Below are 26,980 nucleotides of genomic sequence, written 5' to 3' on the forward strand. Positions count from 1 at the left end.
AAAGCAGGAGGCTAATATGCCAAATCCCAAATCTTATTCTCGTATTGCCATAGCGGTTTCAGCCGCATTAACCTCTATGGTATTTTCAGCTCAAGCGGCATGGGTTGACGTTGATAGTCTACCCTCCACCGGACTGGTTAGCAGTCTGCCCCCGGAATTGCAGGCAATAATTCCAGCGCAGGCAAATGCCAGTTTCGCTAAAACCAGCGCCATGCCGAATTATGTTTATCAATGGAGTGCGGGCACGATTCCCGTTTATGGCAATGGATTAACGATTAATGGACCCGGCGCTGAAGCTTTTGAGCACTCTGTTACCGTTATTCAGAACAGTACAACGGGTAGTCCGGGCGTTATTTTTGGGGATGACCTGACGATTCGCACGCAGTCGAAGAATGCCGCCAATAATGGTAAAGATGTTGACGGTATCCGCACGCACGGGGCCAATACGCCGGATAACCCGGTCTTTATCATCACCGGGGATCGCACCAGTATTTATGTGGACGGTCAGGATGGTGACGGTATTAACGCAGGTTACAACTCCTATAGCCAGGGTTGGAAGGGCTCGGCCAGCATTTACGTCGGCGACGATCTGTATATTCAAACCACCGGTTCCCAGGGACGTGGTATCACAGCAAACGCGATGAAAGACGCCACGCAGGCCAAAAATACAATTGTGGTCGGCGATCGGGCACACATTGTGACGACAGGTGACAGTTCAGAGGGTCTTCGCACCGGGCAGAGCGGTTCCTCGATACTGCTTGGCAATGACGCCACCATTGAGACTTCGGGTGCTTCTTCAACGGGGATTTATGCCGCCTCATCGTCCAAAACGGAACTGGGCAACAACGCGACGATTACGGTCAACGGCGTCAGCGCACATGCGGTTTATTCCACCAACGCGACCGTGAATCTCGGTGAAAACGCAACGATCAACGTGAACAGTTCGGCGAAAGCGGCGTCATACAGCAAAGCGCCACGCGGCCTGTATGCGACTTCACGCGGGGCGATAAACCTGGCAGGCGGTGCCGCCATTACCATGGCGGGCGATCATAGCAACGAAAGTTATGCCATCAGCACTGAAACGGGCGGCATCGTAGACGGTTCTACTGGCGGGCGTTTTCTTATCGACGGCGATCTTCATGCCGCTGGCGCGACTGCTGCAACCAGCAGCCTGCCGCAGCAAAACAGTACCATTAAGCTCAACATGACCGACAACTCGTTGTGGAGCGGGGCGTCATACATCACCAGCGCCACTGCCGGGACGGGCGTTATCTCGCTGCAAATGAGCGACGCGACCTGGAACATGACTAACAGCTCAACGCTCACCGACCTGACGCTGAACGGCGGGTCAGTGGTGAACTTTGGGCATGCTGACGGCGAACCGTGGCAGACGCTTACCATCAATGAAGATTTTACCGGGAACGGCGGCAAACTGGTTTTCAATACTGTCCTGAATGACGATACCTCCGAAACCGACAAGCTGAAAGTGCTCGGCAACACTGCGGGTAATGCGTTTGTGGCGGTGAATAACATTGGCGGAACCGGGGCGCAGACCATTGAAGGTATTGAGATCATCGAAGTGGCCGGTAATTCTGACGGTACTTTTGAGAAAGCGGGCCGTATTGTTGCCGGAGCGTACGACTATAACGTGGTGCAGAAAGGCAGTAATTGGTATCTGACCAGCTTTATTCCTGCTCCGCCGGATCCGGAAGACCCGGACCCCGTCGATCCGCATGACCCTGACCCTGTTGATCCGGACCCGGTTGACCCTATTGATCCAGACCCGGTCGATCCTGTAGACCCGATTATCCCTGAGCCGGAAGAACCTGTTGCGCCTCCTGTCACTGAGCAGCAATACCGTCCGGAAGCAGGCAGTTATCTGGCGAACAACTATGCGGCTAACACGCTGTTTATGACCCGACTGCACGATCGTCTGGGTGAAACGCAGTACGTCGATATGCTGACAGGCGAGAAGAAAGTTACCAGCCTGTGGATGCGTAACGTTGGGGCGCATACCCGCTTCAAAGACGGTAGCGGGCAGTTGAAAACCCAAAGCAACAGCTATGTGATGCAGCTAGGCGGCGACCTGGCGCAGTGGAGTAGCGACGGTCTTGACCGCTGGCACCTCGGCGCGATGGCCGGTTATGCCAACAGCCAGAACCGCACGCAGTCCAGCCTGACCGGCTACCATTCACGTGGCCAGGTCACCGGTTACAGCGTGGGGTTGTACGGCACATGGTATGCCAATGACGCCGACAAGACCGGCACCTACGTAGATACCTGGGCGCTGTATAACTGGTTTGATAACAAAGTGATGGGCCAGGAGCAGGCAGCAGAGAAATACAAATCCAGCGGGATAACCGCTTCGGTTGAAGCCGGTTACAGTTTCAAACTGGGTGAAAGCGAGCGCAACAGCTACTGGCTGCAACCGAAAGCGCAGGTGGTATGGATGGACGTGCAAGCCGACAGTCACCGCGAAGCGAACGGTACCCGCGTGAAGGACAACACCGATGGCAACCTGATGACCCGTCTGGGCGTGAAAGCCTTTATTAATGGTCACAACGCCATCGACGACGGTAAATCTCGCGAGTTCCAGCCGTTTGTTGAAGCCAACTGGATCCACAACACACAGACGACCAGCGTGAAGATGGACGATGTTAGCAACGACATGCGCGGCACCAAAAACATCGGCGAGCTGAAAGTCGGCGTTGAAGGTCAAATCACTCCGCGACTCAACGTGTGGAGCAACGTGGCCCAACAGGTTGGCGACAAAGGCTACAGCGATACCCGCGGTATGCTCGGGGTGAAATATAACTTCTGATGCATCACAGGTAATAGAAAGCCGCTGAATAATCGATCGGCGGCTTTGTTTTTTGGGGGAATCGTAGGCCGGATAAGCGCAAGCGCCATCCGGCACCTGGTTAAGCTGTAAGTAATGCTTGCAGGTTCAGCCTTGCTTCACTGAAGAGTCGCCAGCGTGCTCTCAATTCTATTCAGCTTCTGATTGGCCTCTTTCAGCTCATCCTGCAATCGTTGCTACTGTTCGCCATAGACCATCAGGACGATACAGCCGTTCATCACTTTTACGCTAATCTGTTGCCCGGTATCAAACCAACTGCGCGTAGTTACCTGCCGGAAAGGATAATTTCGGACGAGAATCATGAAAGCCTTTTGAGCAGAGAATATATGGCAAATGACTGGAATAAGATAGGAACTTTGGCGGAAGATCACAGGAGTCGAACCTGCCCGGGACCGCTGGCGGCCCCAACTGGATTTGAAGTCCAGCCACCTCACCGGAGATGACGATCTTCCGCGCCTCGATTGCTACATGGAGGCGGGGCGCATTATAGCTACTTCCAAACGTTTCCACACCCCCTCACTCACTTTTTTAACTTCCGTTTCTCCATACCATGACCAGTTTCAAATAAATCCCCGCAAAATCCATTACTTACACTTAGACACATTTTTTGACGCTACTCTGATCACAGAAAACAAGAATCGTAATTTGATAACGAGATATCGGAATACCCGCGCTCACAGGGATGGTTTACAAGAACTGTAACCGGTATCAGTGCGTGTGAAAGTGCTAACAAGGATGCGTAATGAAAAGTGAGATTTTGTCCGTTAAAGAGAAGATTGGCTACGGCATGGGCGATGCTGCCAGCCACATCATCTTTGATAACGTTATGTTATATATGATGTTCTTCTATACCGATATTTTTGGTATCCCGGCCGGTTTTGTCGGCACGATGTTCTTACTGGCTCGCGCGCTGGATGCTATCTCAGACCCTTGCATGGGACTGCTCGCCGACCGCACCCGTTCACGCTGGGGGAAATTCCGCCCATGGGTGCTGTTTGGTGCTCTGCCATTTGGTCTGGTCTGTGTGCTCGCCTACAGCACGCCGGATCTCAGCCTGCACGGCAAAATGATTTATGCCGCAATCACCTACACGCTGCTGACCCTGCTTTATACCGTGGTGAATATTCCCTACTGCGCGCTGGGCGGTGTGATAACCAATGACCCAACGCAGCGTATCTCCCTGCAGTCATGGCGCTTTGTGCTGGCGACGGCGGGCGGCATGCTCTCCACCGTGCTGATGATGCCGCTGGTGAATCTGATTGGCGGTGAAAATAAAGCGCTGGGCTTCCAGGGCGGGATTGCCGTGCTTTCGGTTGTGGCGTTCCTGATGCTGGCGTTTTGCTTCTTTACTACCAAAGAACGTGTGGAAGCGCCGCCGAGCAGCAACTCAATGCGTGAAGACCTGCGCGACATCTGGCAGAACGACCAATGGCGTATCGTCGGCCTGCTGACCATCCTCAACATCCTTGCCGTCTGCGTTCGCGGCGGGGCGATGATGTATTACGTCACCTGGATTCTGGGTACCCCGGAAGTGTTTGTCGCCTTCCTCACCACCTATTGCGTCGGCAATCTTATCGGCTCTGCGCTGGCAAAACCGCTGACTGACTGGAAATGCAAAGTCAGCGTCTTCTGGTGGACGAACGCCCTGCTGGCGGTCGTCAGTCTGGCAATGTTCTTCGTGCCGATGCACGCCAACCTCACCATGTTCGCCTTCATCTTCGTGATTGGCGTACTGCATCAGCTCGTGACGCCAATCCAGTGGGTGATGATGTCCGACACCGTTGATTACGGCGAGTGGTGTAACGGAAAACGTCTGACGGGGATCAGCTTCGCGGGCACGCTGTTCGTGCTCAAGCTGGGTCTGGCGCTCGGCGGGGCGATGATCGGCTGGATGCTGGCGGGCGGCGGTTACGATGCCGCAGCGAAAACCCAGAACAGCGCCACCATTAGCATCATTATCGCATTGTTCACGATTGTCCCGGCTATTTGTTACCTGTTGAGTGCCGTGATTGCCAAACGCTTTTATACCCTGAAAACGCCGTATCTGACGGAAATCATGAGTCAGCTGGCTCAGGGTGCGCACCGCAATCAGCAGGATTTTTCGACGAAAGAATTACAGAACTAAGGAACCAACGATGAAAATTAGCGACGGAAACTGGCTGACGCAGCCTGGCCTGAATTTAACTCACCCGATTCAGGTATTCGAGGTCGAACAGCAGGGTAACGAGATGATTGTCTACGTTGCGCCGCGCGATGTGCGTGAACGTACCTGGCAACTGGATACTCCACTCTTCACCCTGCGCTTTTTCTCGCCGCAGGAAGGCGTGGTTGGGGTGCGTATGGAACACTTCCAGGGCGCGTTAGATAACGGTCCGCACTATCCGCTGAACGTGCTGCAGGACGTCAACGTAGAGATACAAAACACCGCTGAATTTGCCGAACTGAAAAGCGGTAATTTGAGCGTGCGGGTCACTAAAGGCGAGTTCTGGTCGCTGGATTTCCTGCGTAGCGGCGAACGTATTACCGGCAGCCAGCTGAAAAATAACGGCTACGTGCAGGACACCAACAGCGGGAAAAACTATATGTTTGAACGCCTGGATCTGGGCGTTGGCGAAACGGTGTACGGTCTGGGTGAGCGCTTTACTGCGCTGGTACGTAACGGCCAGACGGTGGAAACATGGAACCGCGATGGCGGCACCAGTACCGAGCAGTCTTACAAGAACATCCCGTTTTATCTCACCAACCGTGGTTACGGCGTACTGGTAAACCATCCGCAGTGCGTGTCGTTTGAAATTGGCTCTGAGAAAGTGTCAAAAGTGCAGTTCAGCGTTGAAAGCGAGTATCTGGAATATTTCGTCATCGACGGCCCTACGCCGAAAGCGGTGCTGGATCGCTATACCCGCTTTACCGGTCGTCCGGCGCTGCCGCCAGCCTGGTCATTCGGTTTGTGGCTGACTACATCGTTCACCACTAATTACGATGAAGCGACGGTGAACAGTTTTATCGACGGGATGGCCGAGCGCAATCTGCCGCTGCACGTCTTCCATTTCGACTGCTTCTGGATGAAAGCCTTCCAGTGGTGCGACTTTGAGTGGGATCCGGTGACCTTCCCTGACCCGGAAGGTATGATCCGCCGCCTGAAAGATAAAGGGCTGAAGGTCTGCGTATGGATAAACCCCTATATCGGCCAGAAATCCCCGCTGTTCAATGAACTGAAAGAGAAAGGTTATCTGCTCAAGCGCCCGGACGGCTCCCTGTGGCAATGGGATAAATGGCAGCCGGGCCTGGCGATTTATGACTTTACCAATCCTGAAGCCTGCGAGTGGTATGCCAACAAGTTGAAAGGTCTGGTGGATATCGGCGTTGATTGCTTCAAAACTGACTTTGGTGAACGCATTCCTACTGACGTTCAGTGGTTTGACGGTGCCGATCCGCAGAAAATGCACAACCATTATGCGTACATCTACAACGAACTGGTATGGAACGTGCTGAAAGAGACCGTCGGTGAAGAAGAGGCAGTGCTGTTCGCCCGTTCGGCCTCAGTGGGTGCGCAACAGTTCCCGGTGCACTGGGGCGGCGACTGCTACGCCAACTATGAATCAATGGCCGAAAGCCTGCGTGGCGGCTTGTCCATCGGCCTGTCCGGCTTTGGCTTCTGGAGTCACGATATTGGCGGCTTTGAGAATACCGCCCCGGCGCACGTCTACAAGCGCTGGTGTGCGTTTGGGCTGCTCTCCAGCCACAGCCGCCTGCACGGTAGTAAATCCTACCGTGTGCCATGGGCGTACGATGATGAATCCTGCGATGTGGTGCGCTACTTCACTGAGCAGAAATGCCGCATGATGCCGTACCTGTATCGCGAAGCAGCGCGCGCCAATGAGCTCGGAACACCGATGATGCGCGCAATGATGCTGGAGTTCCCGGACGATCCGGCATGTGATTATCTCGACCGCCAGTACATGCTGGGCGATAGCGTGATGGTTGCGCCGGTGTTTAGCGAGGCGGGTGATGTGCAGTTCTATCTGCCGGAAGGGAACTGGACGCATCTGTGGCGTAACGACGAGGTGGCGGGCAGCCGCTGGCATAAGCAGCAGCATGACTTCCTGAGTCTGCCGGTTTATGTGCGCGACAATACACTGCTGGCGCTGGGCTGCAATAACCAGAAGCCGGACTACGCCTGGCACGAACGGACGGCGTTCCAGCTGTTCCATCTGCAGGAGGGTCGGGAGGCGATTTGTGAAGTCCCGGCGGCTGACGGTTCGGTTATCTTCACGCTGAAGGCGACGCGCACGGGTAATACCATCACCGTGCAAGGAAGTGGCGAAGCGCGTAACTGGACGCTGTGTCTGCGTAATATTACGCAGGTTAGCGGCGTGAAGGGCGGCTCATCTGTGGGCAGTGAGTGGGGAACGGTTGTCACGCCGGATGCGGATATGCTGACGATTACCCTGTAAGTAAATCTCAACGTGGGCTGGATGGCGATGCAATGCGTTTTATCCGGCCCACGCTGCGAGCAGCATTCCAGATCTGAAAATCCAAAACATCCTGAATTAAATTTTTATCTCCCCATATTTGCGAGCGATATCACTCTGAATCCCGCGAAAAATGTGATCTGCGCCGTAAATATCTCACTATTTCTCGTTTTTGTCTTATTTCTGTCCGGAATACAGGACACGATTTAGTATTGTTGGCGCATCGTAGTCCTCTTATATTTATCATCACGGATTACACGTGGAGCATAAATGCTTCTTTATAACCTAAATAATTCGAGTTGCAGGAAGGCGGCGACGCAGCGAATCCCCTGAATGTACATAAGTACGTGACTGGGGTGAGCGAGGAAAGCCAACGCACATGCAGCTTGAAGTATGACGGGTATAGATATTTAATCTGGTATGTAATAAGGGTAAATAATGCAAATGATTACCTCGCGACAAAACAGATTATTAAAATTTCTTCTATCTAAGAAGGAATATGTCACGCTGCTGAAAATTGCCGAATATTTATCTGTTTCAGAGAAAACTGTGCAGCGCGATCTGCGCTTACTGGAACCATGGTTATCAGAATGGAAAATAGCCATCGATAAACGTGCTGGTGCTGGGGTGATATTAAGTGCTGATAATATTACAGACCTTTTATATATGGACCAGTTATTAGGAACGGAGGGTGATGATGCTGACGGCATGATGAATAATTCACGGCGAGTCAAGATAGCCTCACAATTATTAAGCGAAACGCCGCATGAAACGTCGATCAGTAAATTATCCGAACGTTATTTTATTAGTAGCGCATCGATTGTTAACGATCTGAAAGTAATTGAATCCTGGATTACCCCACTGGGCCTGTCGTTGATTCGCAGTCAGAGCGGCACGCACATCGAAGGCAGCGAGAGCGGTGTGCGCCAGGCGATGGCATCGTTGATTAACGGTGTGATTAACCATAATGAACCCGGCAGCGTGATTTATTCACGCCTGGATCCGGGCAGTTATAAAGCGTTAGTGCATTACTTTGGCGAAGAAGACGTTTTATTTGTCCAGACGTTATTGCAGGAAATGGAGAACGACCTGTGCTGGTCGCTCGGCGAGCCTTATTACGTCAATATCTTTACCCATATTCTGATCATGATGTACCGCATCACGCGGGGCAATGCGCTTCCGAGAAAAGAAGAGAGCATCTCTACCTGTGATGAGAACATATTTTCCATTGCCAGTCGCATGATTCAGCATATCGAAAAACGCATTGCCCACCCGCTGCCGGAAGACGAAGTCTGGTTTATATATCAATACATTATCTCCTCGGGTGTGGTGATTGAAGAGCATAATGACGTGAGTGTGATTGGCCATATGCACTCCAGCGACGAAGCGCGTTTGATTACCCATCGGTTGATTGCCACCTTCGCCGAGATGGTCGACAGCGATCTTAGCCAGGACACGGCGCTGTATGACGGATTGCTGATCCACATTAAGCCGCTGATTAACCGACTGAACTACCAGATCCGCATTCGTAATCCGCTGCTGGAGGATATCAAAGGCGAGTTGCAGGACGTGTGGCGTCTGACCCAGTGTGCGGTGAATCGGGTGTTTAGCGGTTGGGGCGAGCGGGCCGTGTCGGAAGATGAAGTGGGATATTTAACCGTGCATTTTCAGGCCGCAATGGAGCGTCAGATAGCGCGTAAACGCGTACTACTGGTCTGTTCAACGGGTATCGGCACTTCTCACTTACTCAAAAGCCGTATTCTGCGCGCCTTTCCGGACTGGACTATCGTCGGCGTGGTGTCGGCAGGCAGCCTGCCCTCTGTACTGACGGACGATATTGAACTGGTGGTATCGACGATTAATTTACCCGCGGTTGCCATGCCGGTCGTGTATGTCACTGCCTTCTTCAATGATGCGGATATTAAGCGGGTAACAGAAACGGTTATTACGGAAAAATTACATCGGGCGACGTCGCTGGTCGTTGAAAATTAATGTCTGAACTCCATGAGGTATGATTGATGGACATCACGAAAATACTCAATACAAATCGCGTTATTTTGGACATGAAGGCTACAAGCAAAACGGAGGCTATTGAGGAACTGACGGATATTCTGCAAAAAGATGGAGCAATTAGCTGTCGCGAAACGTTTATTCAGGATGTCTGGCAACGTGAGTCAGAAGGCTCGACCGGCTTCGAAAACCATATTGCGATCCCGCACGGGAAATCCTCGGCGGTGGTCAATACCACGCTGGCGATTGGGCGTACCCGCGAGGATATTCCCTGGGAAACCCTGGATGGCAGCAATGTACGGTGCATTATTCTGTTTGCCGTACGTCTTGAAGATCAAAACACCACCCATATTCGTCTGCTTTCGCAGGTTGCTGGCGCGTTGGCAGATGACGACATTATTGAACAACTATTAGTTGAAAGTAGTCCACAAAAAATTATTGAGCTTTTTAGCCAATATGCTGAATCCAATGTCTGCTAAATAAAATGTGGAGCATGTTATGAATATTGTTTGTGTTGCCGCCTGTACGGCGGGTATTGCGCACACCTATATTGCCCGTGAGAAGTTAATTAAAGGTGCCAAAGCGCTTGGTCATAATATAAAGGTTGAAACCCAGGGCACCATTGGCACAGAAAACGAACTGCTGACAGAGGATATTTCTGCGGCTGATGTCGTAATTCTTGCTGTCGATGTAAAAATAAAAGGGGAGGAGCGATTTTCAAACAAACGCATTGTTCGAGTAAAAACTGAAATCGTCATAAAATCGCCCATTCAGTTTCTTGAAAAGGTCGAAAAATCATTAGTTAATAATAACCAGTAGCGATCCTCATTCTGGAGGGGTTTCACATGAGTGAAAATAAAATTCCGCTATCTCAGGAAATAAAAAAACATTTATTAACGGGAATTTCGTGGATGATCCCGTTAATTGTCGCCGCCGGGATCTGTATTGCTCTCGGGCAAATACTTGGCGGCACTAACGTCGGTGAAAAAACAGGAACCATTCCCTGGATGCTCAACCAGATTGGCGGCTGGGGGATGGGGTTAATCGTACCGCTGATTAGTGCGGCGATTGCGTACTCAATTGCTGACCGTCCGGGATTCGCGCCGGGCCTGATTGTCGGCTTCGTCTGCGGAGAAATTCATACCGGTTTTATCGGCGGGATGCTGGGCGGATTTCTGGTCGGTTATACCGTCCTGCTGCTCAAGCGCTATATCCGTTTGCCGCAGTCGATGCAGGGGTTGATGCCCATCATGGTGCTGCCGGTACTGAGTACCGTTATCGGCGGCCTGTTGATGATGACGCTGATTGGCAAGCCGATTGCCTGGCTGCAGGACGCGTTGATTCATCTGCTGGAGTCCATGCAGGGCGGATCCCGCTTTCTGATGGGCGCTATCCTCGGTGCGATGGCGACATTCGACTTCGGTGGGCCAGTGAATAAAACCATGTCGCTGTTTGCTGACGGCATGCTGGTCAGCGGCGTGTACGGTCCGGAAGCGGTGAAGTTTGTTGGTTCGATGATCCCTCCATTTGGCATTACGCTCTCTTTCCTGCTGACGCGTCACAAGTACACCCGTGCGGAACGTGAGGCGCTGAAGGCCGCATTCCCGATGGGGATCTGCATGATTACCGAAGGGGTTATTCCGATTGCGGCGCGCGACCTGCTGCGCGTAGTGGGCTCCTGCGTGGTGGCCTCGGCGATTGCGGGTGGCCTGATTATGGTGTGGGGTGTCGAAAGCCCGGTACCGCACGGCGGCATGTTTGTGGTTCCGCTCTTTACGCATCCGCTGCTGTTTTGCCTGGCGCTGGGGATCGGTACGGTGATTTGCGGCGTCATGCTGTCGCTGTGGAAGAAACCGGTAACCGAGCGTGATGAAGAGTTTGACGAACTCAGCGATCAAAAGCTGAAAGACGAAGAAATCACCTTCACCCTGGAATAACCGGAGGCCGTATGTTTGCCGATATGAAAAGCATGGTGACCAAAGCCTGGCGCGAGCAGTACGCGCTGCTGGCCATCAACTGTATGAACCTGGAAAGCGCCCGCGCAGCGGTGCGAGTGGCGGAGGAACACCGTGCGCCCATCATTCTGAATTTGTATCAGGGGCATCTGGAGCATTTTCCAGCCCCGATAGCGGCGGCGGTGGTCAAAACGCTGGCAGAGGAAGCCTCGGTACCGGTCGCGCTGGCGCTGGATCATGGAAAAGATCCTGTACGCATTCGCCAGGCTTTTCGCGCCGGATTCAGCGGCTTAATGATCGACGCCTCCGCCTTTGCGCTGGAGGAGAACATCCGCCAGACCCGGGCGGTGGTTGAGCTTGCAGCCAGCTTTTCTCTGTGCGTGGAAGGCGAGCTGGGTCATTTGGCCGATGCTCCGTGCTATGACCACGCCGCTAACGCTGATTTGATGACCCAGGCCGCCGACGTGGAACCCTTCATCCAACAGACCGGGATCGATTTGCTGGCGGTGTCGGTGGGTACGGCACACGGCATGTACGCGCCGGGCATCACTCCTGCTATTGATTTCCAGCGGCTGGAGGAAATAGCCCGGTTATCAACGGTGCCGCTGGCGCTGCATGGCGGCAGCGGGACGCCGTTTGACCAGCTACAGCGCTGCCCGATGTTTGGTGTCGCCAAGATAAACGTTGGTGCGGCGGTTTTCGAAGCCGGAAAGGCTGCGCTACTGCATACCCTGTGTCGCGACACATCCGGTGAACTCGTTGATGCCCTGGCCCTGATGGAACAGGCCTGCGAGGAAGCCATTATTCCATACCTGCAGGCCAGCGGCGCTATCGGCAAAGCCTGATTCATTTTCTGTAACGCCTTCTATGCCTCTGCGATGACGCACTGGCAGGGCTTTCTACACCCTGAAACTGGAGAATTAACATGTTAGTTTCGATGAAAGAATTGCTGCAACCTACCCGTCAGCACGGTTTTGCCATCGGCGCATTCAACGTGGCGGACAGCTGCTTTGTACGCGCAGTAGTGGAAGAAGCGGAAGCGACCAATACCCCGGCGATTATCTCCATTCACCCCAGCGAACATGATTTTGTCGGCGATGCGTTTTTTAGCTACGTCCGTGATATCACCATGCGTAGCCCGGTTCCCTTTACTCTGCATCTGGACCACGGCGCTTCGGTTGAGCATGTCCTGCGGGCGATTCAGTGTGGGTTTACCTCGGTGATGATTGATGGCTCGTTGCTGCCATATGAAGAGAACGTGGCGCTGACCCGCGAAGTGGTCAAATTGGCGCATGCGGTAGGTGTTTCGGTGGAAGGGGAGTTGGGAACGATTGGCCAGACCGGGACGTCAGTGGAAGGCGGCGTGTCGAAGGTTACTTATACCGATCCTGCTCAGGCAGAGGATTTTATCGCCCGAACCGGTGCAGACACGCTGGCGGTGGCGATTGGAACCGCGCACGGGATCTACCCGAAAGGGATGCAGCCTGAGCTGCAAATGAACATCCTGCGCGACATCGCCGGGCGTGTGGATATTCCGCTGGTGCTGCACGGTGGTTCCGCGAACCCGGATGCGGAAATTGCCGAATCCGTGACGCTGGGCGTTGGCAAAATCAACATTTCCAGCGATATGAAATACGCCTACTTCCAGAAAGTCCGCGAAATCCTGGCGAAAGAAACCTGGTGGGACCCGAACGTAATCTATCCGGAAGCCATTAGCGCCGCGCGGGACGTGATCCGCCACAAAATGAAACTGTTCGGTTCAACCGGCAAAGCATCACTTTACTAACGGCATGCAGGCGGGGCGACCCGCCTCTTTCGCAACAAGGAAAAGTGCAATGAAGCGTTCACACATTAATTATGCCGTCGATAAAGCGCATGCCATAGCTGAGACTTTTCGGGTCTGTCTGCCTGATTTCGCGTATTTTACGGTCGATGCCTGGCGGCAACAGGATCAAACTCTGTGGCGTGAAGTGCGTGATCTCCAGTTGGGCTGGGATATTACCGACTTCGGGCACGGAGATTTTGCGCAAACGGGGCTGACGTTACTAACGTTGCGCAATGGTCTGATGGGGTCAGCGGATTACCCCAAACCGTATGCCGAAAAGATGCTGCAAATTCAGCAGGATCAGCAAACGTCATGGCATTTTCATCGCCATAAAATGGAAGATATCGTTAATCGCGGCGGCGGTGATTTATGTATGCAGCTGGCGTGGGTCACGCCTGATGATGAGTATGACGCCCGACGCGTTGTTGAGGTTAGCGTGGATGGTCAGCGGCGTACAGTTAACGCTGGCGAGACGCTGGTATTGAAACCGGGACAAGGAGTGTGCCTGCCACCGCGCTTGTATCATCGCTTTTGGGCGGAGAAGGCGTTCGTGCTGGGCTGGGAAATCTCGATGGTCAATGACGACCAGCATGACAATCACTTTCTGGAACCTGGCGGTCGCTTCCCGGTGATTGAAGAAGACGAGCCGGTGAAGTGGCTGCTGTGCAGTGAATATATTCGTTTATGAGCGTGAGTAGGCCCGGTAAGCGAAGCGTCACCGGGCAATAAATCATTGTGCAGGTGGTGGTGCAGTGACTTCACTCCCCGAAACCACGCCCGCCTGCATAGTTTGCGTTACCTGCTGTTTCTCCACGTTCACCGCATGTAACTGACCGTTGACCGTTGGCTTGAGAGGCGCATCGGCCTGAATATTGCCGCTGGCAGTAAGCTGGATGTTGCCATCCCCGGAAAGCGGCAGTGCGGGCCAGCCCCACTGCTGCAGGATCGTCATTGGCACGCCGCGCCCGTTCAGGCTGACCTGCGTCTGGCGCTGAGGTAGCTGCGAAATGCTGGCGGTGGTCTCCAGCAGTCCTTTTTCCGTATAGGCGCTCAGTTCGCTGATATTGATGGTGCTGCTGTTTGCCGTTAGCGCCAGAGAAGGACGACGCACATCCGTACGGTTAAAGGTAGCGGCAGCGGCGTTGAGGGTGGCGCTACCGCTCCAGATCCCCCACTGATTGTTCTGTACCAGCCCGAGGTTAGCGCCGTAGCCGTCCAGCGCGGTGAGCTGCCACGGGAAATTCGGGTCGATATCTATCACCAGATTGCGGCTGGCGCTGAATTTCTTCAGCGTCAGGCTGTTTAGCCACGCTGGCAGGGGTTTCATCCACAGCTGCTTCCAGTTTTCCGGCAGCGTGTATTCCAGACCAGCAATCGCGGCATCGTCAAGGACCAGCGCTTTGTTGCTGCGCATCCAGTTTCCGGATGTTCTGACCATACCGCCTTCCCAGCGGGTGGTGAACTGGCGCAGCGCAATGCCCTGCGGTGAGAACTCGGCGTTCAGAATCGGGTCGAAGAAGTGCAGAGAGCCGTAAATAAACTCGCTGGCGTTCATCGACAATTTTCCTTCCTGAGTTTGCCAGTCGTCCTTACTGAAGGTCATGTTGCGCAAGCTCAGATCGAGATCCGTCACCGCCCAGTCGGGGCCTTGCAGACGGGCATCCGTCACTTCCAGACGACCAATTTGCAGGGAAGGAATAGTGCTTAACGGGGCAAAAAAGTCGGCCAGCGATTTGTCGCTTTGCAGCCGGATATCGTTCAGGCGCAGATTCTCCACAACCCAACTTCCGTCTGCATTGCGTTGCGCCACGCCGGTTAATGCCCCACGCGCCACGTCAGCGCCAATATTGCTTAGCGTCACCCGGTCATGGTCGATGCTGCCTTCAATCAAGACGTTGGTAGTTGGAACATCGTTGAGCGTCAACGAACTGGCGCTGAGCTGAATTTGCGCTTTGCTCCCGAGAATTTTACCTGCCTCAGGGCTCCAGGGAATGACGCCGCCGTTAACGCGCTGGGCGCTGAGGTTCCACTCGCTGCCGGGGCTGTTAAGCGCCATATCCTGCAATTGCAGGCGATCGGCCTGGAACGGTAGCGGCGCGGTTTGCTGGGAAAGATTCAGTGTGCCGTTTTGCAACAAAATGGTGTCTACGTGCAGCGGGTCGGTGATTTGGCGGCTACTCAGCCCAATATCGACCGTTTTAGCGACCAGCGTTGCGGGCTGACCATCCCGGCCAAAGGTGACGTTTTCCAGCAGAATATGGGAAGGGGAGGAAAACCGGTGATCGATGGCATCAAACGCCAGATGGTAGCTGCTGTTCTCCGAAACCCAGGCGCTGACGTGCTCTGCCCCCCAGCGGGTTTGCAGTAGAAAATAAAGGCCGAGAATCGCCACTGCAAGGGCGATCAGCACGTAAAGAAGCAGCTTTCCAATAAATTTCATGGTCTTCCATCCCGCGAAGTGCACATAGTCAAGTTATGCACGATTTAGGCGTAATGCTCAAGGCGGGAATGGTGAAAGAGCGTTACAGCGGCGTTGATTCAGAACCAACGCCGCATTTTGCTTATTGCTTTTCTGGCGGGAATACCAGATTCAGAACGATTGCGGTAATACCGCCAGCGGCGATACCGGAAGAGAGCAGGTTTTTCACCCAATCCGGGGCGAACTGGAGAATCAGCGGCTGCTGGGAAACACCCAGACCAACGGCCAGCGACAGCGCGATAATCAGAATCGCGCGGCGGTTCAACGGCTCGCGGGACACGATACGCACACCGGATGCTGCGATAGTACCGAACATCACCAGTGTTGCGCCGCCCAGTACCGGCTCAGGAATATGCTGTACAAAACCGCTGACTGCCGGGAACAGGCCCAGCGCGATTAACATCAGCGCCACCACAAAACCAACGTAGCGGCTGGCAACGCCTGTTAACTGAATCACCCCGTTGTTCTGGCCAAAACAGGAGTTCGGGAAGGTGTTGAACACGGCGGAAACAAACGAGTTCAGACCGTTCGCCAGCACACCGCCTTTCAGGCGCTTCATATACAGCGGACCCGAAACCGGCTGCTCGGAGACATCAGAAGTGGCCGTAATATCGCCGATGGTTTCCAGTGAGGTAATCATAAAGACCAGCATCAGCGGCAGCAGTAAACTCCAGTCGATGCCCAGGCCATAATACAGCGGCGTTGGCACCATCAGCAGGTCCTGGCTTACCGGTGCGGTATTTTGCGGCAGCATGTCCATAAACCAGGCCAGCAGATAGCCTGCCGCCATCGCAATCACCAATGACGCAACGCGCAGGTACGGGTTGCGTTGACGGTTAAGCAGGATGATTAGCGCCAGCACCACGCCTGCCAACAGTAAATTCTTCGGCGCACCAAAGGTGTTGTCGCTCATTGCGGCATAGCCACCGCCAATCGATGTCAGACCTACCTGAATCAGCGACAGGCCGATAATCATCACCACCACCCCTGAGACCAGCGGAGTAATAATACGACGCGCCAGGTGCAGGACACGCGAGATAACCATCTCGGTGCAGCTTGCCAGCATCAGCGTACCGAACAGCGCCGCCATCATGGTTGGGACATCTGCGCCACCGGTTTTTAGCGCCGTACCGCCCATAATCAGTGGCGCAACAAAGTTAAAGCTGGTGCCCTGAATGGATAGCAGCCCTGAGCCGACCGGCCCCCAGGCTTTGATCTGAATGATAGAAGCCACGCCGGAGGCGAACAGCGACATACTGATAATGTGTTGAGTATCCTGAGCCGGTAAACCAAGCGCCTGGCAAATTAACAGAGCAGGGGTGATCACCGCGACGAACATGGCCAGCAGATGCTGGCAGGCGGCAAACAGGGTCTGGGCTAACGGGGGGCGATCTTCAAGACGGTAAATCAGTTCACTGTTGTGAGTCTGCGCAACCGGTTGCGCATTTGTTGACTCTACGGCGTTAACGGACATCAGAGGCAATCCCATGGTGGAAAAGCGGTGATTTTATCTGACCAGGGCAGAAAAGCAAACGTTTGCTAGCAGGTATTCTTAATATTTAAAACGGATAAACAAACATTTTTATATAACTTTTCATCATTTTCTGCTTAAAATCCACTCCGAAAACTCAATAAGAGCTAAAAATCGGTCTGGAATGCATCGTGCGTGATTGTGCTAAACGCACTAATGGAGCTGTAAATGTTTTATCTCGATACGTTATCAACGCTGGTTGCGGCAACCCTTGTGTTGCTGCTGGGACGTAAGCTCGTCCAGTCTGTTTCCTTCCTGAAAAAATACACCATTCCCGAACCCGTTGCTGGCGGATTGCTGGTGGCGATTGCGCTGCTGGTGCTGAAAAAAAGCATGGGTTGGGAAGTGAATTTCGATATGACCCTGCGCGATCCGTTGATGCTGGCCTTCTTCGCCACTATCGGTCTGAACGCCAATATCGCCAGTTTGCGTGCCGGTGGCCGCGTGGTGGGTATCTTTCTGATTGTGGTTGTTGGCCTGTTGCTGATGCAAAACGCCATCGGTATTGGTATGGCGACCCTGCTGGGTCTGGACCCGCTGATGGGTCTGATCGCTGGCTCGATCACCCTCTCTGGTGGACACGGAACCGGGGCCGCGTGGAGCAAGCTGTTTATTGAACGTTATGGCTTCACCAATGCAACTGAAGTGGCAATGGCTTGCGCAACGTTTGGTCTGGTGCTGGGCGGGCTGATTGGCGGCCCGGTGGCACGCTATCTGGTCAAACACTCCACCACGCCAGACGGTATGCCGGACGATCAGGCCGTGCCGACCGCATTTGAAAAGCCGGACGTTGGGCGCATGATCACTTCGCTGGTGCTGATTGAAACCATTGCTCTGATCGCTATCTGTCTGACGGTGGGTAAAATCGTTGCGCAAATGCTGGTTGGAACAGTGCTGGAATTGCCGACCTTCGTCTGCGTCCTGTTTGTTGGGGTGATCCTCAGTAACGGTCTGGCGCTACTGGGTTTTTATCGGGTGTTCGAACGTGCAGTTTCGGTGCTGGGTAACGTAAGTCTGTCGCTGTTCCTGGCGATGGCGTTGATGAGCCTGAAATTGTGGGAACTGGCTTCACTGGCCTTGCCGATGCTGGCAATCCTGGTTGTGCAGACTATTTTCATGGCGCTGTACGCGATATTCGTCACCTGGCGCATGATGGGTAAGAACTACGATGCCGCCGTGCTGGCAGCCGGACACTGTGGTTTTGGTCTCGGCGCGACGCCGACGGCGATTGCCAACATGCAGGCGATTACCGAACGTTTTGGACCATCCCATATGGCGTTTCTGGTGGTGCCGATGGTGGGGGCGTTCTTTATCGATATCGTCAACGCGCTGGTGATTAAGCTGTATCTGCTGTTACCGATTTTCGCGCAATAACGGCTGTGCGGCGGGATAACATCCGCCGCCGCTATGAATTAACTACGCGTTGGAGTAGCGTTCGGTTTCCGGCATCCAGCGCTCTATCAGTGCCGCGGCCTGTTGCGGATAACGTTCGTGAATATGGCGGGCAATGCGCTGAACTTCCGGGATAATCGCCTGATCGCGCAGTAAATCTGCGACCTTGAATTCTGCCGTTCCGGTCTGGCGAGTACCTAACAGCTCGCCGGGACCGCGAATCTCTAAATCTTTTTGCGCAATTACGAACCCGTCGTTGCTGTCTCGCAGAACCTGCAGGCGTTTCTGCGCGGTTTTAGACAGCGGTGATTTGTAGAGCAGAACGCAGTGGGAGGCCACCGCGCCACGGCCTACGCGACCACGCAACTGGTGCAACTGGGCCAGACCTAAGCGTTCCGGGTTTTCAATAATCATCAGGCTGGCGTTTGGCACGTCCACGCCCACTTCAATCACCGTGGTGGCAACCAGCAGATGCAGTTCACCCTGCTTAAAGGCCGCCATTACTGACTGCTTCTCGGCGGGCTTCATGCGCCCGTGTACCAGGCCAATATTGAGTTCTGGCAGCGCCAGTTTAAGCTCTTCCCACGTCGCTTCTGCCGCCTGAGCTTCCAACAAGTCAGACTCTTCAATCAGCGTACAGACCCAGTATGCTTGACGTCCTTCGTGGGTACAGGCGTTGCGCACGCGATCAATAATATCGCTGCGGCGGGTATCCGGAATGGCGACCGTAGTGACCGGCGTACGCCCCGGAGGGAGTTCGTCAATGACCGACGTGTCGAGGTCAGCATAGGCCGTCATCGCCAGGGTACGTGGAATCGGCGTGGCGGTCATGATTAGCTGGTGTGGGTGGAAACCCTGCTGCTGACCTTTCTCCCACAGCGCCAGACGCTGATGTACGCCGAAGCGGTGCTGTTCGTCGATGATAACCAGCGCCAGCCCGTTGAACTGCACCTGTTCCTGGAAAATCGCGTGCGTGCCGACAATCATCTGCACCTGACCGCTGGCAATAGCTTCCTGTTGCGCCAGACGCGCTTTGCCTTTCTGCTTGCCCGCCAGCCAGCCCACTTCAACGCCCAGTGGCGCGAACCAGTTGCGGAAGTTATTCGCATGCTGTTCAGCCAATAGTTCGGTAGGAGCCATTAGCGCAACCTGCTTACCATGTGCGATAGCCCGCAGCGCGGCCAGCGCGGCAACCAGCGTTTTACCGGAGCCGACATCACCCTGTACCAGGCGCATCATCGGCACATCCAGTGCCATATCGCGTTCAATCTCAGCGGTAACACGGGCCTGTGCGCCAGTAGGTTTGAACGGCAATGCTGCCAGCAGCTTATCTTTTAGCGCGTTGTTAGCACTTAACGGCTGGGCGTGAAAACGCTGTGCCCCGGCACGTAGTGCCAGCATGCTGAGATTATGTGCCAGCAGTTCTTCGAGAATCAGACGTCGCTGCGCCGGATGTTGTCCGGTTTCCAGATCGCTGAGTTGCAGCGACGGTGGGGGGCGGTGCAATGTGCGCAGTGCTTCGGGTAGGCTCATCATGCCCTGTAACAGCTCTGGCGGCAGCAGTTCGGCAATGGCGCAGGTATCGAGCAGATCCAGTGCCTGATCGGTCAGCTTGCGCAGCGTGGCCTGCTTCACACCTTCGGTGGTTGGATATACTGGTGTGAGTGTTTCCTGCAATTCTGGCGTGCTGAGATCGCCTTGTACGCGGTATTCCGGGTGAATCATCTCTGCGCCGTATTTCCCGCGTTTGGCTTCGCCGTAGGCCAGTACCCTACGCCCGGTAGCAAGGCTGTTTTTCATCGCTGCGCTGAAGTTGAAAAAGCGCATGGTGAGAATCCCCGAGCCATCGCTGATTTGACAGGTCATCATCCGGCGACCGCCGAAGGTGATATTGCAGTTCAGCACTTCGCCTTCAACGGTGGCATAGACACCCGGCAGCAGTTCGCCAATTGGGTATAGATGGGTACGGTCTTCGTAACGCAAAGGGAGGTGGAGCAGGAGGTCCTGCACGGTGTGCAGGCCAATTTTAGCCAGTTTACTGCTTTGCGCTGCGCCAACGCCGGTCAGAGAGTTGAGTGGGATGGCATCCAGTAAACGGCCTTTCATCGCGTTTATCTCGCAGATTGCATAGTGGCCCACCACGTTGCATCGGCTTCAATTTCGCCCTGCGTGTTTACGTGAGGGTAGGGAAGACCTTTGCGCTTAGCGACATTCGCCAGCACCGGATAACCGCCTTCAAACAGTAATCGCTGCTGCTCTTCTTGTGGCAGCATGCTGTTTTCTCGTCGGTACATCCCCGCGTTTTGCCGCTGGCGCTGTGCTTCGTACAGAATCAGCGCGGAGGCGACAGAAACGTTCAGTGACTGCACCATGCCAGTCATGGGAATGATGATGTCCTGATCAGCCAGATCCAACGCTTCCTGAGTGATGCCGGTTTTCTCCTGGCCCATCAGGATGCAGGTGGGGCGCGTGTAATCAATCTCGCGAAAATCCACGGCTTTATCTGACAGATGGGTTGCCAGGACCTGCATGCCCCGGCTTTTTAAATGTGTGACCGCATCGCCAATGGTAAGGTGAGTTTTCACCTGCACCCAACTGTTGCTGCCTGCGGCAGAAGAGGCCATGGTGCGCATACGGCTACCCGGCCAGACGGCGTGGACTTCATGCACGCCGACCGCATCTGCAGTACGAATAATCGCAGAAACGTTATGAGGTTTGTGAACCTGCTCCATGCAGACGGTCAGATCGGGCTGACGACGTGCGAGCATCTCGCGGATACGTGCATAGCGCTGTTCATTCATAAGACTAGTTTCGGTTACGGGTGACTTTTATCACGTCCGGCATGACGCGGATTTTACGCATGATATTCGCCAGGTGCACACGATCGCGAGCGGTCAGGCGAATAAAGGCGCTATAAACGCGGCCATCTTTCTCTTCCGTATTCAGACTTTGAATATTGGAGGTGGTCGTGTTGATTGCCGCCGTCAGGTTCGCCAGAGCACCCTGGTGGTTAAACATATCCACCTTAATCTCGGTGATGAATTCCTGCTCCGTCTCTTTATCCCATTCCACCGCCATAAACTTCTCTGGCTCTTTCTGGTAGCCACGAATATTACGGCAGGACTCATGGTGGATCACCAGACCTTTACCCGGACTGACGTGGGCAATGATTGGATCGCCTGGAATTGGACGACAGCATTTCGCGAAGGTGATCAGCACGCCGTCAGCGCCTTTGATCGGCAGATGACCATGGCCAGATTGTGCTGGTACGTTCGCTGTTGCTTCGCCTTGCTGGAGGTTTTTCGCTACCACCACGCTCATGGCATTACCCAGACCGATTTCTGCGAGCAGATCGTCAAGCGTGGCGAGCTTCATACGCTCAAGCTCACGCTGGATGCTCTCTGGGGGGATCTCAGCCAGTTTACGGCTACCGCCCAGGGCATGGTTGAGCAGTCGACGACCCAGACTGACGGAATCATCGCGCTTGAGGTTTTTCAACAGTTGGCGAATCTTGGCGCGCGCTTTCGAACTGACGACGAAGTTTAGCCACGCTGCGTTCGGACGTGCGCCCGGCGCGGTGATAATCTCAACGGTCTGGCCGCTAAAGAGCGGTTGTGAAAGCGGGTAAGGCTGTCTGTCGACGCGCGCGCCGACGCAGGCGTGACCGATATCGGTATGCACGGCGTAGGCGAAGTCGACAGGCGTTGCACCAGCGGGCAGTTCGACAATTCGCCCTTCCGGTGTGAAAACATAAATCTCATCCGGGAAGAGATCAGATTTGACGCTTTCAATAAATTCAAACGAGCTACCGGCGCTCTGCTGCAGTTCCAGCAAGCTTTGCATCCAGCGCTGAGCGCGGATTTGCGCAGTGGTGCTGCTTTCGCCGCCGTGCTCTTTGTAAGCCCAGTGCGCTGCGACACCCATTTCTGCCATCTGGTCCATGTCTTCAGTACGAATCTGTACTTCAACCGGGACGCCATGAGGGCCGATCATTGAGGTGTGCAAAGACTGATATCCGTTCGCTTTCGGAATGGCGATATAGTCTTTCACGCGACCAGGGCGTGGTTTGTACAGGCTGTGCATCTGGCCGAGTACGCGATAGCAGGTATCGGAATCATGAACGATGACGCGAAATGCGTAGATATCCATGATGGAGTGAAAACGCTGCTCTTTGAGCACCATTTTGCAGTAAATAGAGTACAGGTGCTTCTCACGCCCGCTTACGCGACACGGAATACCTGCCTCCTGCAAACGCCCTTCGATTTCAGAGAGGATTTTTTGGATCATCTCTTTGCGGTTGCCGCGAGCGGCTTTAACCACTTCTTTAATCACGCGATAGCGGTTTGGGTACAGCGCTTCAAAACCCAGCTCTTCCAGCTCGGTTTTAATGTGATGAATACCTAAACGGTGTGCCAGCGGACTATAGATTTCGAGAGTTTCACGGGCGATGCGGCGACGCTTGTCCGGGCGTAATGAGCCCAGCGTGCGCATGTTGTGGGTGCGGTCGGCAAGTTTGATGAGAATGACGCGGATATCCTGCACCATCGCCATAATCATTTTGCGAAAGTTTTCAGCTTGCGCCTCTTTCTTATCGCGAAACTTAAGCTTATCAAGCTTCGATACCCCTTCTACCAGCTCTGCAACGCTTTTACCAAAAAGCTGTTCCATGTCCTGATAGGTGGCTGGGGTATCTTCAATCACGTCATGCAGCAGCGCAGCCATCAGCGTTTCGTAGTCGAGTTTCATCTCGGCCAGAATGCAGGCTACCGCTACCGGGTGCGTGATATAGGGTTCACCGCTTGAACGTGTCTGGCCCTCGTGAGCGTCACGTGCAACGAGATACGCCTGCCGAAGACGCTTAATCTGGTCTTCCGGCAGGTAGTTTTGAATCAGTTGATTCAGGCTTTCAAACAGATACAAGGGCGACCCGCTTTGTGATTAACGACGACCTTCAGCAATAGCGGTAACGGCTTGTAATTCAGCGGCTTCCTGCTCTTGCTGTTCCTGGCGCTCACGCACGTCGAGGATCTGGTTGTTGATCAGACCTTCTTCGATTTCGCGCAGCGCGATAACGGTAGTTTTATCGTTTTCTTCTGGTACGAGCGGATCCTTTCCGCCTACCTGCATCTGACGAGCGCGACGCGCGGCGACCAGTACCAGGTCAAAACGGTTACCAATTTTCTCTACAGCGTCCTGAACAGTTACGCGTGCCATACTTAAAATGCTCCACAGGTGAAGAAATGACTGGGCATGATACTGAATGTGGGTTCAGTCTGCCAACAGTTTGCTGATTAAAGCGTCATGACGCTGCTTTTGGCGGCTCATGCGCAGACGTTCGGCGCGAATGATGGTTTTCAAATCGCCAAGGGCGGTGTCGAAATCATCATTCACAATAAGATAATCATATTCGGCGTAATGGCTCATTTCTGCAACAGCTTGCGCCATACGTTTCGCGATCACGTCTTCGCTATCCTGACCGCGGCCACGCAGGCGGCGGTCCAGCTCAATCTTAGACGGTGGCAAAATAAAAATACTGCGCGCATGCGGCATTTTTTCACGAATTTGCTGCGCACCTTGCCAGTCGATATCTAAAAAGACGTCTACGCCGGATGCTAATACTTGCTCAATGGTTTCACGCGAGGTGCCGTAGTAATTACCGAAAACCTCCGCGTGTTCCAGGAACGCGTCTCTGCCAATCATGGTTCTGAATTCATCATGGTTCACAAAGAAATAGTGTTCACCGTGCACTTCCCCCGGGCGCGGTGCGCGCGTGGTGTGCGAAACAGAAACCTGGGTGTCATACAACGGTTGGGTCTTTAATAAAGCCTGAATCAGGCTGGATTTACCCGCGCCACTGGGGGCAGAAACAATATAAAGCGTGCCTTGAGCCATGAGTATCTTAATGTATGTGATTGTCGAAAGAGAGCCTACATACGGGCTTATTATACACGTAGCCGCTATGTGACGTAGCCCTTGTCACACTTTTTGCGCATGTTTATTGCGTTTTGCGTACCAGTTTCCTGTTTTATCGATGATTTGCAGCAATACATGCAAATGTCCGGAAAGCTGTTCGCAGGATGAATTTTTGCCGCTCTGTTTCTATTTCACTTCGCGCTATACCTGCCGGGAAACGTATCGTTCAGCGGAGATAGCATGGGATTATGGAAATGCATAGGGCTGGTTTTACTGGTGTGGCATTTACCTGCGTGGGCGGTATGCCCCGTCTGGTCGCCTGCCAGGGCAAACGAGGAAATTTCACGACTACAGCAGCAGATTACACAGTGGAATGACAGTTACTGGAAACAAGGGGAAAGTGCCGTAGACGACGGCGTTTATGACCAGCTCAATGCGCAACTCATCCAGTGGCAGCGCTGTTTTGGCGATGAAGTCCCACCAGATCTGTCTGTGCCCCCAATAAGTGGCACCGTCTCGCATCCAGTTCCCCATACGGGCGTTCGAAAACTAGCTGATAAGCAAGCGCTACAGCAATGGATGCTCGCTCGCAGCGATCTCTGGGTGCAACCGAAGGTGGATGGCGTGGCGGTGACGTTAGTCTATCGCAATGGCAATCTGGTACGGGCGATTAGCCGTGGTAATGGCCTGAAAGGCGAAGACTGGACGCAAAAGGTTCTGCAGATCCCTTCCGTACCACATTCCACCAAGGGGAAACTCGCTAACAGTACGTTGCAGGGTGAGATATTTTTGCAGCAAGAGGGGCATATTCAGAAGCAGATAGGGGGAATGAACGCCCGCTCGAAGGTTGCTGGATTAATGATGCGCCAGGGCAATCCGGAAATGTTACGCTCGCTGGCAATTTTTATCTGGGCCTGGCCTGATGGTCCGGCGGTCATGCCTGAAAGACTGGAGCAGCTCACGGCTGCCGGGTTCAGTTACACGCAACGCTATACTCAGGCCGTGAAGAATGCGGATGACGTCGAAAAGTCGCGCGCCAGGTGGTGGAGTTCAGCATTACCTTTTGTGACGGATGGTGTCGTGGTGCGAACGGCAAAAGAACCACGGGCACAGTATTGGCTACCCGGACAGGGGGACTGGCTGGCTGCGTGGAAATATCCTCCCGTGACGAGGGTATCTGAGGTAACGGGTATTCAGTTCTCCGTTGGTAAAAGCGGGAAAATTGCGGTGGTTGCATTGCTGACTCCCGTCATGCTGGATGATAAACGCGTACAGCGCGTCAATATTGGCTCCGTCCGACGCTGGAATGAATGGGATATCGCGCCTGGCGATCAGATTCTGGTGAGCCTGGCCGGACAAGGGATACCCCGTATAGACGAGGTGGTCTGGCGCAGCACTCAGCGTACTAAGCCAATACCCCCCGAGGGGCGCTTCAATTCACTAACCTGTTTTTATGCTACAGCGGAGTGCCAGGAACAGTTTGTTGCCAGACTGGTCTGGCTGGGCGGTAAAGAAGTGCTGGGGCTGGAGGGTATCGGCGAGGCAGGATGGCGTGACCTTCATCAGGCGTATCACTTTGAACATATCTTTTCCTGGCTCGGATTAACTCAGGAGCAGCTCCAGTCCACATTAGGCGTAAGCAAAGGGGAGAAGATGTGGCATCAGTTCAACCTGTCGCGCCATCTTCCGTTCACACGTTGGGTTATTGCCATGGGAATACCGTTAACACAGGCAACCCTGAATGCCAGTCGGGATGCTTCGTGGCAACAATTGCAGGACCGTGATGAGCAAAGCTGGCGGCAGCTCCCTTTAATGGGGGAACGCCGGGCACGACAGATCATTCAGTGGCTGGAGACCAGGGAGGTCATAGCGCTGAGCAACTGGCTGGCTGCTCAGCGGATCGCGGGCTTTATGCCTTAATGGCCTTCATGGCGATAGTAAAATACCGGTAGCCCTAACTTCAGGCGCAGCGCCAGCAGTCGGGCGGTAAAGCCGAAGAGCAGAGTAGAAATAACCACTACATCATGACTGGAGACATAATGCTGTAGCACGATGTACAACACAGCAGCGGCGAATGATACGCCAGCATACAGCTCTTTCTGGAACACTAACGGGATGCGTTTGCAGAACATGTCGCGTAACACGCCACCGAAGACGCCGGTCGTGACCGCAGCGACCACGGCGATAATCGGTCCATGGCCCATATCCAGTGCCACCTGAGCACCGATAATAGAAAAGACCACAAGGCCCAGCGCATCCAGTACGAGGAATATTTTGCGCAGATAGGGCATGACGGGAGCAATAATGGTGGTGAGTACCGCAGCGGTCGCCACGATAATGACGTATTCAGGGTGCTTTACCCAGCCAAGAGGATAGTGGCCGAGAAGAATATCGCGTACCGATCCGCCGCCAATGGCCGTCGCGGTGGCAATGATGATGACGCCAAATGTATCCATACGACGACGCCCAGCAGCAAGCGCACCGGTCATGGCTTCGGCAGTAATACCAATTAAATATAAAACGTGTAACAGCATGTATTCCCC

The 26,980-nt window shown here is 53.9% G+C and carries 20 protein-coding genes, 1 tRNA gene and 1 pseudogene; 12 read left to right on the plus strand and 10 right to left on the minus strand.

The window, feature by feature from the left end:
* Positions 1-16 precede the first annotated feature (16 nt).
* Positions 17-2,821, plus strand: a complete 2,805-nt coding sequence (gene misL, locus JQN59_RS00330; RefSeq protein ID WP_149607903.1) for an intestinal colonization autotransporter adhesin MisL — start codon at positions 17-19, stop codon at positions 2,819-2,821.
* 137 nt (positions 2,822-2,958) lie between these two features.
* Here misL and JQN59_RS27205 read toward each other — a convergent pair.
* Both JQN59_RS27205 and JQN59_RS00335 read right to left on the minus strand, forming a co-directional pair.
* Positions 2,959-3,111, minus strand: a pseudogene (locus JQN59_RS27205) (SymE family type I addiction module toxin); the annotation flags it as partial.
* A gap of 106 nt (positions 3,112-3,217) precedes the next feature.
* Positions 3,218-3,312 (minus strand) — tRNA-Sec (locus JQN59_RS00335).
* 290 nt (positions 3,313-3,602) lie between these two features.
* Between JQN59_RS00335 and JQN59_RS00340 the strand changes: the two genes are divergently transcribed.
* The 9 genes from JQN59_RS00340 (at position 3,603) to JQN59_RS00380 (ending at position 13,810) form a co-directional block, all read left to right on the plus strand.
* Positions 3,603-4,985 (plus strand): glycoside-pentoside-hexuronide family transporter, encoded by a 1,383-nt coding sequence (locus JQN59_RS00340; RefSeq protein WP_048215282.1) that lies wholly within the window; start codon positions 3,603-3,605, stop codon positions 4,983-4,985.
* A 10-nt stretch (positions 4,986-4,995) separates the two neighbouring features.
* A complete protein-coding gene (yicI, locus tag JQN59_RS00345) occupies positions 4,996-7,314 on the plus strand; it encodes an alpha-xylosidase (protein ID WP_149607902.1) in 2,319 nt (772 codons plus the stop codon).
* A gap of 456 nt (positions 7,315-7,770) precedes the next feature.
* A complete protein-coding gene (locus JQN59_RS00350) occupies positions 7,771-9,324 on the plus strand; it encodes a BglG family transcription antiterminator (protein WP_048215284.1) in 1,554 nt (517 codons plus the stop codon).
* Between the two features lie 26 nt (positions 9,325-9,350).
* Complete coding sequence (locus JQN59_RS00355) at positions 9,351-9,821, plus strand: PTS sugar transporter subunit IIA (protein WP_128316420.1); 471 nt, start codon at positions 9,351-9,353, stop codon at positions 9,819-9,821.
* A 19-nt stretch (positions 9,822-9,840) separates the two neighbouring features.
* Entirely contained in the window at positions 9,841-10,161 is a 321-nt protein-coding gene (locus JQN59_RS00360) for a PTS fructose transporter subunit IIB (RefSeq protein ID WP_003827230.1), read from the plus strand.
* A gap of 26 nt (positions 10,162-10,187) precedes the next feature.
* Positions 10,188-11,279 carry a PTS fructose transporter subunit IIC gene (locus JQN59_RS00365; protein ID WP_003827232.1) on the plus strand — a complete coding sequence of 364 codons (1,092 nt, stop codon included), beginning with the start codon at positions 10,188-10,190 and terminating at the stop codon, positions 11,277-11,279.
* Positions 11,280-11,290: 11 nt separating this feature from the next.
* Positions 11,291-12,142: a class II fructose-bisphosphate aldolase gene (locus tag JQN59_RS00370; protein WP_136391343.1), complete on the plus strand. Its 852-nt coding sequence runs from the start codon at positions 11,291-11,293 to the stop codon at positions 12,140-12,142.
* 80 nt (positions 12,143-12,222) lie between these two features.
* On the plus strand, positions 12,223-13,083 hold the full coding sequence (locus JQN59_RS00375) for a ketose-bisphosphate aldolase (protein WP_003827236.1): 861 nt from the start codon (positions 12,223-12,225) through the stop codon (positions 13,081-13,083).
* A gap of 49 nt (positions 13,084-13,132) precedes the next feature.
* Positions 13,133-13,810, plus strand: coding sequence for a D-lyxose/D-mannose family sugar isomerase (locus JQN59_RS00380; protein WP_149607901.1), 678 nt, complete (start codon positions 13,133-13,135; stop codon positions 13,808-13,810).
* A 42-nt stretch (positions 13,811-13,852) separates the two neighbouring features.
* Here the strand turns inward: JQN59_RS00380 and JQN59_RS00385 are convergent, their stop codons facing one another.
* Together JQN59_RS00385 and xanP are read right to left on the minus strand one after the other, a co-directional pair.
* Positions 13,853-15,562 (minus strand): AsmA family protein, encoded by a 1,710-nt coding sequence (locus tag JQN59_RS00385; RefSeq protein ID WP_149607900.1) that lies wholly within the window; start codon positions 15,560-15,562, stop codon positions 13,853-13,855.
* Between the two features lie 121 nt (positions 15,563-15,683).
* Entirely contained in the window at positions 15,684-17,075 is a 1,392-nt protein-coding gene (gene xanP, locus JQN59_RS00390) for a xanthine/proton symporter XanP (RefSeq protein WP_003024026.1), read from the minus strand.
* A gap of 225 nt (positions 17,076-17,300) precedes the next feature.
* On the opposite strand from xanP, the gene gltS reads away from it, so the two are divergent.
* The gene (gltS, locus tag JQN59_RS00395; protein ID WP_003024029.1) at positions 17,301-18,506 is read left to right on the plus strand and encodes a sodium/glutamate symporter; all 1,206 of its coding nucleotides are present in this window, start codon (positions 17,301-17,303) and stop codon (positions 18,504-18,506) included.
* 42 nt (positions 18,507-18,548) lie between these two features.
* Here gltS and recG read toward each other — a convergent pair whose 3' ends face one another.
* Genes recG through gmk form a run of 5 tightly spaced genes read right to left on the minus strand, consistent with a single transcriptional unit; the run spans position 18,549 to position 24,416 of the window.
* The gene (gene recG, locus JQN59_RS00400; protein ID WP_149607899.1) at positions 18,549-20,630 is read right to left on the minus strand and encodes an ATP-dependent DNA helicase RecG; all 2,082 of its coding nucleotides are present in this window, start codon (positions 20,628-20,630) and stop codon (positions 18,549-18,551) included.
* Between the two features lie 5 nt (positions 20,631-20,635).
* Entirely contained in the window at positions 20,636-21,325 is a 690-nt protein-coding gene (trmH, locus tag JQN59_RS00405; RefSeq protein ID WP_032945382.1) for a tRNA (guanosine(18)-2'-O)-methyltransferase TrmH, read from the minus strand.
* Positions 21,326-21,329: 4 nt separating this feature from the next.
* Positions 21,330-23,444 carry a bifunctional GTP diphosphokinase/guanosine-3',5'-bis pyrophosphate 3'-pyrophosphohydrolase gene (gene spoT, locus JQN59_RS00410; RefSeq protein ID WP_003024038.1) on the minus strand — a complete coding sequence of 705 codons (2,115 nt, stop codon included), beginning with the start codon at positions 23,442-23,444 and terminating at the stop codon, positions 21,330-21,332.
* Between the two features lie 18 nt (positions 23,445-23,462).
* Positions 23,463-23,738: a DNA-directed RNA polymerase subunit omega gene (rpoZ, locus tag JQN59_RS00415; protein ID WP_000135058.1), complete on the minus strand. Its 276-nt coding sequence runs from the start codon at positions 23,736-23,738 to the stop codon at positions 23,463-23,465.
* A 54-nt stretch (positions 23,739-23,792) separates the two neighbouring features.
* Complete coding sequence (gene gmk, locus JQN59_RS00420) at positions 23,793-24,416, minus strand: guanylate kinase (RefSeq protein ID WP_003024042.1); 624 nt, start codon at positions 24,414-24,416, stop codon at positions 23,793-23,795.
* Between the two features lie 261 nt (positions 24,417-24,677).
* Here gmk and ligB point away from each other — a divergent pair, with 261 nt between their 5' ends.
* A complete protein-coding gene (ligB, locus tag JQN59_RS00425; RefSeq protein WP_149607898.1) occupies positions 24,678-26,357 on the plus strand; it encodes an NAD-dependent DNA ligase LigB in 1,680 nt (559 codons plus the stop codon).
* Here ligB and JQN59_RS00430 read toward each other — a convergent pair.
* Positions 26,354-26,971 (minus strand): trimeric intracellular cation channel family protein, encoded by a 618-nt coding sequence (locus JQN59_RS00430; RefSeq protein ID WP_003024049.1) that lies wholly within the window; start codon positions 26,969-26,971, stop codon positions 26,354-26,356. The genes ligB and JQN59_RS00430 overlap by 4 nt on opposite strands.
* Between the last annotated feature and the right edge of the window lie 9 nt (positions 26,972-26,980).

This window comes from Citrobacter sp. B72, from assembly GCF_016894305.1.
GTDB lineage: Bacteria > Pseudomonadota > Gammaproteobacteria > Enterobacterales > Enterobacteriaceae > Citrobacter > Citrobacter portucalensis.